Source organism: Streptomyces sp. NBC_01260 (genome assembly GCF_036226405.1).
Classification (GTDB): Bacteria; Actinomycetota; Actinomycetes; order Streptomycetales; family Streptomycetaceae; genus Streptomyces; species Streptomyces laculatispora.
The window spans coordinates 6,528,813-6,541,783 of record NZ_CP108464.1; the positions used below are offsets into that span (position 1 = coordinate 6,528,813).

General features: G+C 68.9%; 9 protein-coding genes. 7 read left to right on the forward strand and 2 right to left on the reverse strand.

Going from position 1 to position 12,971, the window contains the following annotated elements:
• The first annotated feature begins 27 nt into the window (after positions 1 to 27).
• Entirely contained in the window at positions 28 to 657 is a 630-nt protein-coding gene (gene kdpC / locus OG322_RS29100) for a potassium-transporting ATPase subunit KdpC (RefSeq protein ID WP_311317003.1), read from the forward strand.
• Between the two features lie 198 nt (positions 658 to 855).
• Complete coding sequence (pepN, locus tag OG322_RS29105) at positions 856 to 3,360, forward strand: aminopeptidase N (RefSeq protein WP_123469418.1); 2,505 nt, start codon at positions 856 to 858, stop codon at positions 3,358 to 3,360.
• 175 nt (positions 3,361 to 3,535) lie between these two features.
• Here pepN and OG322_RS29110 read toward each other — a convergent pair whose 3' ends face one another.
• Entirely contained in the window at positions 3,536 to 4,195 is a 660-nt protein-coding gene (locus tag OG322_RS29110) for a TetR/AcrR family transcriptional regulator (RefSeq protein ID WP_123469416.1), read from the reverse strand.
• 187 nt (positions 4,196 to 4,382) lie between these two features.
• Here OG322_RS29110 and OG322_RS29115 point away from each other — a divergent pair, with 187 nt between their 5' ends.
• The 3 genes from OG322_RS29115 to OG322_RS29125 all read left to right on the forward strand — a co-directional run bounded on the left by OG322_RS29115 (position 4,383) and on the right by OG322_RS29125 (position 8,654).
• Positions 4,383 to 5,501, forward strand: a complete 1,119-nt coding sequence (locus OG322_RS29115) for a serine hydrolase domain-containing protein (protein ID WP_329307204.1) — start codon at positions 4,383 to 4,385, stop codon at positions 5,499 to 5,501.
• 322 nt (positions 5,502 to 5,823) lie between these two features.
• Positions 5,824 to 7,221, forward strand: coding sequence for a pyridoxal phosphate-dependent decarboxylase family protein (locus tag OG322_RS29120; RefSeq protein ID WP_124283813.1), 1,398 nt, complete (start codon positions 5,824 to 5,826; stop codon positions 7,219 to 7,221).
• Positions 7,218 to 8,654, forward strand: coding sequence for a lysine N(6)-hydroxylase/L-ornithine N(5)-oxygenase family protein (locus OG322_RS29125; RefSeq protein ID WP_123469412.1), 1,437 nt, complete (start codon positions 7,218 to 7,220; stop codon positions 8,652 to 8,654). Before OG322_RS29120 ends, OG322_RS29125 begins: the two co-directional genes overlap by 4 nt.
• A 79-nt stretch (positions 8,655 to 8,733) precedes the next feature.
• Here the strand turns inward: OG322_RS29125 and OG322_RS29130 are convergent, their stop codons facing one another.
• The gene (locus OG322_RS29130) at positions 8,734 to 10,545 is read right to left on the reverse strand and encodes a bifunctional metallophosphatase/5'-nucleotidase (protein ID WP_329307783.1); all 1,812 of its coding nucleotides are present in this window, start codon (positions 10,543 to 10,545) and stop codon (positions 8,734 to 8,736) included.
• Between the two features lie 165 nt (positions 10,546 to 10,710).
• Here OG322_RS29130 and OG322_RS29135 point away from each other — a divergent pair, with 165 nt between their 5' ends.
• Positions 10,711 to 11,409 (forward strand): SIMPL domain-containing protein, encoded by a 699-nt coding sequence (locus OG322_RS29135; RefSeq protein ID WP_123469410.1) that lies wholly within the window; start codon positions 10,711 to 10,713, stop codon positions 11,407 to 11,409.
• 125 nt (positions 11,410 to 11,534) lie between these two features.
• Positions 11,535 to 12,968, forward strand: coding sequence for a pyruvate kinase (gene pyk, locus OG322_RS29140; RefSeq protein ID WP_123469408.1), 1,434 nt, complete (start codon positions 11,535 to 11,537; stop codon positions 12,966 to 12,968).
• The last annotated feature ends 3 nt before the right edge of the window (positions 12,969 to 12,971 follow it).

Here is a 12,971-nt window from a genome sequence, read left to right on the forward strand (position 1 = left end):
CCGACGAGAGAAGAAGGCGATCCCAGGGTGTGCGCCCACCTTCCCCCCGTACTCCAGCACCATCTGACCGCCTTGCGGATGCTGCTGGCCTTCACCGTGATCACCGGCATCGCCTATCCGCTGCTCGTCACCGGCATCTCCCAGGCCGGTCTCTCCGACCGGGCCAACGGCTCGCTGCTGACGACGAACGGCACGCCGGTGGCCTCCAGCCTGATCGGCCAGAACTTCTCCCTGCCGAAGAAGAATCCCCAGGACGAGAAGGAGACACTGCGCCCCGACCCCAAGTGGTTCCAGCCCCGCCCGTCCGCCGGCGGCTACGACCCCACGGTCTCCGGTGCCTCCAATCTGGGCCCGAACAACACCGACCTGATCAAGACCGTCAAGGACCGCCGCGCAGCCGTCGCCGCCTTCGACGGGGTCCAGCCCGCGTCCGTCCCCGCGGACGCCGTCACCGCCAGCGGCTCGGGTCTCGACCCGGCGATCTCGCCGGCGTACGCCCACGAACAGGTGGACCGCGTCGCGAAGGCCCGTCATCTCGCCCCCGCCAAGGTCAAGGCACTGGTCGCCCGACACGTCCAGGGACGTGTACTCGGATTTCTGGGTCAGGAACGCGTCAATGTCGTCGAACTCAACCACGGTCTGGCCAGGCTGACGTGACCAGAATGCGGGGAGGACCGGACTCGTGCCCGTCCGCACCACGGCCCGCTGATCACCCGCCGGCCAAACCGCCGGGCCAGCACGCCCCGGCCTCAATTCCCCCCAGGGCCGTAAGCCCTCGAAGGACCTGTTACGAACCCGCTCAGCCCGCCGCGAACCCGCCTGCACACCGCGCACCGCATACGGCAGCATGGGCCCATGTCCGTACTGATGCGCGATGAAGCGCAGACCCGAGCCCAGTTCCTCGACGTACAGCGGTACACGATCGACCTCGATCTGACCGCGGGGGAGGAGACCTTCGACTCCCGCACCCTCATTCGGTTCACCGCCCTCGCGGACGGCGACACCTTCGTCGAGATCAAGCCCGCCACCCTGCGCTCGATCAGCCTCGACGGGCACCCACTCGACCCCGCGGACCTCGACGGCAACCGGTTCCCGCTCACCTCCCTGACCAGCGGCGAACACGAACTCCGCATCGACGCCGCCATGCGCTACTCCCGCACCGGCGAAGGCATGCACCGCTTCACCGACCCCGCCGACAACGAGACCTACCTCTACACCCAGCTCTTCATGGAGGACGTCCAGCGCGTCTTCGCCGCGTTCGACCAGCCCGACCTCAAATCCGTCTTCGCCCTCACCGTCACCGCCCCCGAAGGCTGGACCGTCCTCGGCAACGGCACCGCCCAGCACACCGGGGACGGCCGCTGGACCATCGCCCCCACACCGCCGATCTCCACCTACCTCGTCGCCGTCGCCGCCGGCCCCTGGCACTCCGTGACCACCGAACACGCCGGACTGCCCTTCGGTATCCACTGCCGCCGCTCCCTCGCCCCCCACCTCGACACCGACGCCGAGGAAATCCTCGACATCACCCGCGCCTGCTTCGACCGGTTCCAGGAGAAGTTCGACGAGCCCTACCCCTTCGACTCCTACGACCAGGCCTTCGTCCCCGAATTCAACGCGGGCGCCATGGAGAACCCCGGCCTCGTCACCTTCCGCGACGAATTCATCTACCGCTCCGCCGTCACCGACACCGAGCGCCAGGTCCGCGGCATGGTCATCGCCCACGAAATGGCCCACATGTGGTTCGGCGACCTCGTCACCCTCGCCTGGTGGGACGACATCTGGCTCAACGAGTCCTTCGCCGAATACATGGGCTACCAGACCCTCGCCGAAGCCACCCGTTTCACCGACACCTGGGTCGACTTCGGCGTCGCCCGCAAGGGCTGGGGCTACGACGCCGACCAACGCCCCTCCACCCACCCCGTCGCACCCGACCCGGCCGCCGTCCCCGACACCGCCTCCGCGATGCTCAACTTCGACGGCATCTCCTACGCCAAGGGCGCATCCGCCCTGCGCCAACTCGTCACCTGGCTCGGCGAGAAGGACTTCCTGGCCGGTATCAACACCCACTTCGCCCGCCACAAATTCGGCAACGCCACCCTCGCCGACTTCATCGACAACCTCGCATCCGCCACCGACCGCGACGTCCACGCCTGGGCCGGCCAGTGGCTGCGCACCACCGGAGTCGACACCCTCACCCCGCACATCACCGAAACCGACACCACCTGGTCCCTGGCCGTCGACCACCACGGCTCCCGCCCCCACCGCATCGCCGTCGGCACCTACGACCACGCCATCGACACCCAGTCCGGCCCCGACCGGCTCGTCCTGCGCGACCGCTTCGACATCGGCATCCCCCAGGACGACGCCCCCACCACCCGCCCCGGCCGCCGCCCCGCCCTCGTCGTCCTCAACGACAGCGACCTCACCTACGCCAAGGTCCGCCTCGACCCGGACTCCTGGAACACCGTCCTGAGCAGCCTCTCCGGCATCCCCGACGCACTCACCCGAGCCGTCGTCTGGAACACCGCCCGCGACATGGTCCGCGACGGCGAACTCGCCCCCGCCACCTACATCGAGGCCGCCCGCACCCACCTCCCGCACGAAACCGACCTCGCACTCCACCAGGGCGTCCTCACCTTCGCCGACACCCAGGTCGCCGGACGCTACCTCAGCCCCGAAGACCGCCCGGCCGCCCTCACCACCCTGAGCGCCCTGTGCCGCGACCTCATCCGCCGCACCGAGGACGGCAGCAACCCCGGCCTCCGCCTCATCGCCGTACGCCACCTCATCGACGCCGCCACCCAGCCCGACGCCATCCAGGGCTGGCTCACCGAAGGCACCGTCCCCGGCGGACCCGAACTCGACGCCGAACTGCGCTGGCGCATCCTCACCCGCCTCGCCGTCCTCGGCGCCACCGACGAATCCGCCATCGCGGCCGAACTCGGCCAGGACCCCAGCGCCACCGGCCAGGAAGGCGCCGCCCGCTGCCGCGCCGCCCTGCCCACCCCCCAGGCCAAGGCCGCGGCCTGGCAGGCCATGTTCACCGACGACAGCCTCTCCAACTACCTCTTCAGCGCCATCGCGCAGGGCTTCTGGCAACCCGAACAGACCGACCTCGTCAGCGCGTACGTGCCCCGCTACTACCCCGAGGCAACGAAACTCGCCGTCCGCCGCGGACCCGCCATCGCCGAAGCCGCCGGACGCTACGCGTTCCCCGCGTACGCCATCGACGCCAACAGCCTCCACCTCGGCGAAGAGGCACTCACCGACCAGGCACTCATCCCCGCCCTGCGCCGCAAACTCGCCGACCAGATCGACGACCTGCGCCGCGCCCTCGCCGTCCGCGACGCTCACTGACCCGGACCCGGCGAACCCGCACCACCCGTGCCCGGCCCGCCCTCACCACCGAGGGCAGGCCGGGCACACCCGTGCGCGGGGACGGGGCACCGAGGAGCGGCGCCGAGGGGGAGTGCCGGCAGCCGGCCGGTCGCCGGTACTGCCGGGCCGGTCGGCATGATCCGGACGAGGGCCCCTAGCCCGAGCGGACCGCGGCCTCGACGTGGGCGAGCTGGGCGGCGAGGAGCTCCACGAATGCTTCGCGGCGGTCCACCCCGAGGGGGCGGACGTCGCGGGCGAAGTGGGACAGGGCGGGGAAGCGTTCGGGGTCGGCGCCCAGGACCGCGACGCGGAACAGCTCCATGCCCTGTTCGTACTCCTGGGGGGTGATGGTGCTGACCCCGGCCTCGGAGGCGATCAACGCGGAGAGGAGAACCGCGATCCGGTGATAGTGCGCCGGGATCTTCTCGTCGGGCAGCCCTGACGCCCGCAGTGCCTGCAGCACCTCTTCCATGACCAGCCGGGAACCGGTGCCGCTCGACGCATGGCGCCCCCAGACCGCGGCGAGTTGGGGCTGCTGACCGAAGGCCTCCCTCACCCGCAGGCCCAGGGCGGTGATGCGCTGCTTCCAGTCGCCCTCGGGGCGGTAGCCGTCCATGGCGGCCAGAAGAATCCGGTCGGCGACCGCGCGCAGCAGTTCGGTCTTGCTGCGGAAGTGCCGGTAGAGGCTGGAGGAATCGGTCCCGAGGGCCGCGGCGAGCTTGCGCACGCTGAACGACTCGGCGTCGCCCGTGCGCAGCAGATCCGCCGCCGCATCCAGGATCTCCTCGGTCGACCAACGCCTTCGCCCAGTCATCCCGCTCCTCTCGTCGGGTCCCAGTCTAACTGATGCACTTGGTGTTGCACGCACTGCGTGCATAATGAGGACAAGGGTGTGCCGAGCAGCCGGCAGCAGGGCTTACCGGCATGCCACCCGTGCCCCGTCACCCGGGTCGGGCGACCTGTGCGGAGCCCATCCCGGGAACCACGAAAGGACGCATGCCATGAGGAACCCACTGGATTCCGCGGAGCTGGACGCCGCCATCGAGAACGTCCACCGCGCGGGAATGCCGGGCCTGTTCGCCGAAGTACGTGACGGCGACCAGATCTGGCGCGGCGCCGCCGGTGTCGCCGATACCGCCACCGGCCGCCCCGTGACCGCGGACATGCGGCACCGCGTCGGCAGCATCACCAAGACCTTCACCGCCGCCGCGGTGCTGCAACAGGTCGAGAGCGGCCTGATCGGCCTGGACACACCGATCGGCCACTACCTTCCGGGGCTGGTACCCGGAGAGCGCGGTGACGCGATCACCGTCCGGATGCTGATCAACCACACCAGCGGTCTCGCCGAGTACCTCCCCTACGCCTACCCCTCCCTCAAGGGGTTCCCCAGGCTCGCCGACACCGGACCCCAGAGCCTGGACGACAACCGGTTCACCCGGTTCCACTCCACCGACCTCATCGAGAGGGGAGTCGGCGCACCTGCCACCGGCGCCCCGGGCAGCACACCGGGCATCTACTCCAACACCAACTACCTGCTCCTCGGCGAACTCCTGGAACACGTCACCGGCACCACGGCCCAGCAGTGCATCACCCGAAACGTCATCGAGCGCGCCGGACTCCGGAACACCGAACTCCCCACCGGGCCGTACGTCGACGGACCGCACTCACAGATCTACGAGTCGTGGCTCGGCATGATCGACCCGCCGCGCGACTACAGCGTCTACGACATGTCGTTCGTGGGACCGGCGGCCTCGCTGATATCGACCGTCACGGACCTCAACCGCTTCTACGGCATGCTGCTGGCCGGCGAGATCGTCAGCATGTCATCGCTGGCCCAGATGCAACGCACCGTCCCGGTCGTCTCCCAGGAGGGAAAGACGATCGAATACGGCCTCGGCCTGTACCCGACCGAGGCTCCCGGCCAGGCCACCTTCTGGGGCCACGGCGGCACGGCCTGGGGCGCGGGAGCGCTGACCATGACCCGCGCCGACGGCAACCGGCAGATGTCCGTCGCGCTGAACCTGCAGAGGTGGAACACCCTCGACCCCTCCGGCAATCCGCAGCCCCACCCCATCGACGCCGCCCTCGCGGCCCTCTGCCGCGTGGCGATGTACGGCTGACCCGAACCGGAGAACGTCCCCCCAAGGCGCCACCGCGCGCCCGGAGCACGCCGCCGGGGCCGGGACCACCGGTCGCTCCCGGAGCACGTCCCCCGGGCACCCGGTGGCCCCGGCCCCGGCGTTCGTGCGCCACCGCGGCCTGCGGAACCTCCTCAACAGCCCACGAACAGCCGCACCTATACCACCCGAACCCCCACCACCACGCCCCCCTCGCACACCCGTCCCCCGTTCGAGTTCAGATCACCGGGCTCACCGGCCGCGCCACCCGAAACCCGGACAAGCTGGGATGTCCACCCATGCGCTCCGAAGGGCCACCACCGCCATGCCCACCCCGCCCCTCGCCGGAGGCACCACCGGCCCCGCCGCCCTGCGCCCCCTCCTCGACACCGTGCTCACCGCACTCCAGGACGGCGCCCTCCGACGCGACGGCCCCCTCCCCGCAGGCGGCCCCGACACCGTCACCCCCCACCTGCGCACCGCCCTCCACCCCGTCATCCCCGACCACGGCACCGGCGCCCACCACGCCCTCACCACCCTCATCAGCGCCCTCACCCAAGGCGCCGCAGACCCCGCCGACCCCCTCTGCGCAGCCCACCTCCACACCCCGCCCCTCGCCCTCGCCGCAGCAGCCGACCTCGCCGCCTCCGCCCTCAACCCCTCCATGGACTCCTGGGACCAGGCACCCGCCGCCTCCGCCCTCGAAGCCGACCTCACCACCGCACTCGCCACCGAGATCTACCCCCGCCGCACCGCACCCGACGCCCTCGTCACCACCGGCGGCACCGAAGCCAACCAACTCGCACTCCTCCTCGCCCGCGAACGCCACGGCCCCGTCCAGACCATCCGCGGTGCCAACGCCCACCACAGCATCACCCGCGCCGCCTGGCTCCTCGGCCTCCCCGAACCCATCACCATCCCCGCCCCCACCGGCGTCATGGACCTCACCGCCCTCGCCGACACCCTCGCCCGACTCCAGGGACCACTCCTCGTCACCGCCACCGCAGGCACCACCGACACCGGCCAGATCGACCCCCTCAGCGACATCGCCGACCTCTGCTCCACCCACGGCGCCGAACTCCACATCGACGCCGCCTACGGCGGACCCCTCCTCTTCAGCCCCACCCACCGCAGCAAGGTCCACGGCCTCGACCGCGCCCACAGCGTCACCCTCGACCTGCACAAACTCGGCTGGCAACCCGCATCCGCAGGCATCCTCGCCGTCCCCGACCACCACCACCTCGACCCACTCCACCACCACGCCCCCTACCTCAACGCCGACGACGACACCGAAGCCGGCCTCCCCGACCTCCTCGGCCGCTCCCTGCGCACCACCCGTCGGCCCGACGCACTCAAAATCGCCGTCACCCTCCAAGCCCTCGGCCGCACCGGACTCGCCGACCTCATCGACCGCACCTGCACCGCCGCCCACCACCTCGCCGACCTCATCACCAAAACCCCCACCCTCGACCTCTACGAACACCCCACCATCACCACCGTCCTCTTCCGCCCCACCGACACCGACGACCACACCGTCGCCACCATCCGCCGCACCCTCCTCACCCGAGGCCACGCCGTACTCGGCCGCACCCACACCAACGGCCGCCTCTGGCTCAAAGCCACGCTCCTCAACCCCCACACCACCCCCCAGGACCTCCAAAAGCTCCTCGACCTCGTCACCCACCTCGCCACAGCACTCGCGAAAGGCAGCACACCCCGATGACAGCCCGGCCAGCCCGGCCAGCCCGGTCCACCCCCGAAACCGACCAGCCACACGACCTCGTCGGCATCGGCATCGGCCCCTTCAACCTCTCCCTCGCCGCCCTCGCCCACGGCATCCCCGGCGCCCCCCACCCCCTCGCCGCCACCTTCTACGAACAACGCCCCGCCTTCCACTGGCACCCCGGCCTCCTCATCGACGGCGCCAGCCTCCAAGTCCCCTTCCTCGCCGACCTCGTCACCCTCGCCGACCCCACCAGCCCCTGGACCTTCCTCAACTACCTACGCACCCGCGACCGGCTCTTCCCCTTCTACTTCGCCGAGCGCTTCCACATCCAACGCGCCGAATACGACGCCTACTGCCGCTGGGTCACCGAACAACTCCCCGGCCTCCACTTCGGCCACCAGGTCGACGCCATCCGCTGGAACCCCGAACGCGCCCTTTTCGAAGTCGACTTCACCCAACTCGACACCCACGGCGAAGCCGAAGCGCTCGGCCGCGCCCACACCCGCCACATCGCCCTCGGCGTCGGCACCGAACCCCACATCCCCGAACCCCTCAAATCCCTCGCCGAAGCCGGATCAGTCCCCGTCATCCACTCCGCCGACTACCTCCACCACCGCGAACAACTCCTCAGCGCCGAGCACATCACCGTCATCGGATCAGGACAGTCCGGCGCCGAAATCTTCCTCGACCTCCTCCGCGCCCGCCCCGCCGGCCGCGAAAAACTCCACTGGCTCGCCCGCACCCCCGCCTTCGCACCCATGGAGTACTCCAAACTCGGGCTCGAACACTTCACCCCCGACTACACCCGCTACTTCCACGCCCTCCCCGAACCCGTACGCGACGCACTCGTCCCCCACCAATGGCAACTCCACAAAGGCATCGACCACGACACCATCACCGCCATCCACGAAGAGCTCTACCGCCGCACCCTCCACGGCGGCTGGCCCGACGCCACTCTCACCCCCGGCGTCTGCGTACGCACCGCAGGCCGCGTCGCCACCACCCGCGTCGAACTCCACCTCGAACACCCCCAACAAGGCACCCGCTCCCACCTCACCACCGACGCCGTCGTCCTCGCCACCGGCTACCGCGAACGCCCCCTCGACCAGATGCTCGACGGCCTCCACACCCACCTGCGCCGCGACACCTCCGGCCGCCCCCGCATCGACGACCAGTTCCGCCTCGACCTCGACCCCGCCATCACCGGCAACATCTACGTACAGAACGCCGAACGCCACACCCACGGCGTCGGCGCCCCCGACCTCGGCCTCGCCGCCTGGCGCAGCGCCACCATCCTCAACAACCTCACCGGCACCACCGCCTACCACCTCCCGCAACGCACCGCCTTCACCACCTTCGGCCTCACCCCCCACACCCCGAAAATCCCCGCCCAAGGCCCCGCCCTCACCCCCCTCGTGCAGAGCAACTGACACCCCCGCCCCACCCCGGCACACAGAAAAGCGGCCGCCCCCAACCCAAAAGGAAAGGAGACGGCCGCCCACCACAGACCTAGAACACCGGCGTACCGTCCCGCGTCAGCCGCCAGTCCACCGAAGCGAACTGCCCACCATCCACCGAACCCTTCGCCTGCACCCACGCAATAATGGTGTTCCGGATCTCCTCCGAATTCGCCCACAACTGCTTCGCACCCGGCACATGCGGGAAGTTGCCCCCACCACTCGCCCGGTAGTTATTCACCGCCAGCACGAACTGCGCCGTCGGATCAATCGCCTTGCCCTCGAACGAAAGGCCAACAATCCGCGAACCATTCGGCTTCGCGATGTCGATGTCATACGTCAGACCCGACACCGCGTCATAATTGTAATCCGGAGTGTTGCCCGCATTCGTCAACTTCGCCGGATCCACCGGAGCGCCCGCCGCCGTCTGCACGTAATACCGCGCCGAGAACTCCAGATAGTCCTTGATCTGCGCACCCGTCAGCAAGCGCGCCTCAAGCGTGTTCTCGAACGGATACAGACCAGCCGCATCCTTGATCGTCACGTCCCCGGCCGGAATCTGCGCCGTACGCGAGAAACACGACGCCTGCGACAACACCGGCAGCGCCGCGTACGCGCCACCCGCCAGCGCCGCCTTCACCGTCTCCGCCTGGACGACATTGATCAGATCGATGATCGGCTCGTCCTTCCACGCCGCCTCGGCCGTCGTCATCGCCGCCGTCGACGTACCGATCACCTGATTGACGTACGCCACAACCTTCTTGTGCTCATCCGCCAGCAACCGCGTGATCCGCCGGTCCTCCGCCGCCGCGTTGGAGTTCAACACCTGCGACCCCGCCTTCTCGACCACCCAGCGGCCCTTCTCCCACACCAGATCGAAGTCGAACAGCGTCAGCCGCTGCCCCCACTTCAACGGCTCCGAGAGCACGACCTTCTTACCGGTCTCCTTGTTCTCCACGAAATACTCGGGGATCTCCAGATGCGCATGGCCCACCAGAATCGCATCGATCCCCGGCACCTGCTCCGCCACCAGACCCGCGGCATTCTCCACATACGGAATCTGATCACCGTACGACGACGTCCCGCTGTTCCCCGAATGCGCCGAAACGATCACCACATCCGCACCCATCGAACGCAGCCGAGGCACAAACTTCGCCGCCTGCTCCTCCAGCCCCGGGAACACCATCTTGCCGCCGACGTTCACCTTGTCCCAGATCGCGATCCCCGGATTCGTCAGCCCCAGGATCGCCACCTTCACATCCCGGCCGTGCGGCGTGCGCAGCTTCTTGATCACATACGGCGCGAACGCCGGCTTCAACGTCTTCGCATCCAGCGCGTTCGCACCCAGCAGCGGGAAGTCGCACTGCTCCTCGAACTTGCGCAGCACCGGAATGCCGTAGTTGAACTCATGGTTGCCCAGCGCCGCCGCGTCATAGCCGATCACATTCATCGCCTGCGCCATCGGATGCACCGGACCGTGCTTCGCCGTGATCGGATCGATCTTCGCGTAGTAGTACGACAGCTGCGTGCCCTGGATCGTGTCACCCGCATCGATCATCAGGGTGTTGTGACGGCCCTTCTCCCGACGCACCTGCTCCACCAGCGTCGAGATCTTCGCCAGACCGACGTCGTTGTGATCCTTGTCGTCGAACTCCTTGTCCGTGAAATAGTCCCAATTGAAGACATTTCCGTGCAGATCGGTCGTACCCATCACGGTGAACGAGTACCGCTTCTGCGGACGTCCATGACCGTGCCCATGCCCGTGACCGTGCGCCTCGGCGGGAACCGTGGCGCCCCCCGCGATCGCGACACCGGCACCGGCCGCGGCCGATGTGCCCAGGAACGTCCTTCGATTCAGCGGCATCTTGTCTCCCACATCTCAGTTCTCTCCGTACACAACGCGCGTAGACCCCGCGCACGCGTGGACAACGCGCGTAGATAATCACCCACGCACCGCACCCGGCAACACCCCCCACAGGTTTCGTTTCGATGACCACCCGCTGTCGCACCCGGGTGCCACAGTGGACCCATGACCGACACCCCGTACCCCTACGGCACCCCCGACCACCCCCGCCTCGCCGTCCGGGGCGAAGCCCATCTCGAAATCGACCCCGAAACCGCCCGCGTCGGCATCACCGTCAGCGCCCGCGGAAAAGACCGCCGCGCCGCCCTCGACGACCTCACCCGGCGCAACACCACCGTCCTCGAACTCGCCCGCACCTACGGACAAGCCGTCGAAAAGCTCGAAACCGGCACTTTCTCCATCACCCCCGAACTCACCCAGCGCGGCCGCGACGAAAAGATCCGCGCCTACCACGGCCGCGTCCACATCACCGCCGTACTCAACGACTTCACCGCACTCGGCGAATTCACCACCCGCATCGCCGACCTCGACATGACCCGCATCGACGGCCCCTGGTGGGCCCTGCGCCCCGACTCACCCGCCCACGGCGAAGCCCGCCGCCAAGCCGTACGCGAAGCCGTCCAACGCGCCCGCGAATACGCCGACGCCGTCGGCGCCCGACTCGCCGCCCTCGTCGAACTCGCCGACCTCGGCGCCGAGAACGCCGCCCCCGCCATGCCCGCCGCCCCCGGCGGCTACGGCCGCACCCGCGGATTCGCCGGCGCGGCGGCCGAACCCGCCCCCGCACTCGACCTCGAACCACAACGCCAGACCGTCCATGCCCAGGTGAACGCCCGCTTCATCATGACCCCACCAACCCTCTGACCGGAATGCTCATCCGAGCACCCCGCCGCACAATTCAACACTTGTCAAAAACCCTTCACCCAAAGGTTGTTGAGCAGTCATGCGGAGCCAATTAACTACCCGTAGGTAAGGTCTAGGCTCAAACCATGCGCCGAGCGAAAATCGTTTGCACCCTAGGACCCGCCACCGACACATATGACCAGATCAAGGCCCTGGTCGAAGCGGGAATGGACATGGCCCGCCTCAACCTCAGCCACGGCACCTATGCCGAACACGAAGAGCGCTACCACCGAGTACGCAAAGCATCCGACGAAACCGGACGCAGCGTCGGAATCCTCGCCGACCTTCAAGGCCCGAAGATCCGCCTCGGACGCTTCCGTGAGGGACCCGTACTCCTTGAACGCGGCGACGACTTCACCATCACCGTCGAGCCCATGGAAGGTGACCGCCACGCCTGCGGCACCACCTACGAAGGTCTCAACGCCGACGTCGCCCCCGGTGAACGCATCCTCATCGACGACGGCCGCGTCACCCTCGAAGTCACCGAAGTCGACGGCCCCCGCGTCCACACCACGGTCATCGAAGGCGGGATGGTCTCCGACCACAAGGGACTCAACCTCCCCGGCGTCGCCGTCTCCGTCCCCGCCCTCTCCGAAAAGGACATCGACGACCTCCGGTGGGCCCTGCGCACCGGCGCCGACATCATCGCGCTCTCCTTCGTACGCAGCGGACGCGACATCGAACCCGTCCACCGCGTCATGGACGAGGAAGGCCGCCGCCTCCCCGTCATCGCCAAGGTCGAGAAGCCCCAGGCCGTCGAGAACATCGACGACATCGTCGCCGCCTTCGACGGCATCATGGTCGCCCGAGGCGACCTCGGTGTCGAAATGCCCCTGGAGCAGGTGCCGATCGTCCAGAAGCGCGCCATCAAGCTCGCCCAGCGCAACGCCAAGCCGGTCATCGTCGCCACTCAGATGCTCGACTCGATGATCGACAACTCCCGCCCCACCCGCGCCGAGGCCTCCGACGTCGCCAACGCCGTCATCGACGGCACGGACGCGGTCATGCTCTCCGGCGAGACCAGCGTCGGCAAGTACCCCATCGAGACGGTCCGCACGATGTCCCGCATCGTCGAAGCCGCCGAGGAGGACATCCTCGCCAAGGGCCTCCCGCCGCTCACCGACCGCAACAAGCCCCGCACCCAGGGCGGCGCGGTCGCCCGCGCGGCAGCCGAGATGGGCGACTTCCTCGGCGCGAAGTTCCTGGTCGCCTTCACCCAGAGCGGCGACACGGTCAAGCGCCTCTCCCGCTACCGCTCACCGATCCCGCTCCTGGCCTTCACCCCGGACCCGGCCACCCGCTCCCAGCTGAACCTCACCTGGGGCGTGGAGACGTTCCTGGGTCCGCGCGTGGACTCGACGGACGCGATGGTGGCGCAGGTCGACGAGGAGTTGCTGAAGATCGGCCGCTGCCGGAAGGGCGACGTCGTGGTCATCACGGCCGGCTCCCCGCCCGGCGTCGCGGGCTCGACGAACCTGGTGCGGGTGCACCACATCGGCGAGGACGACAGCCCGAAGTAGCGG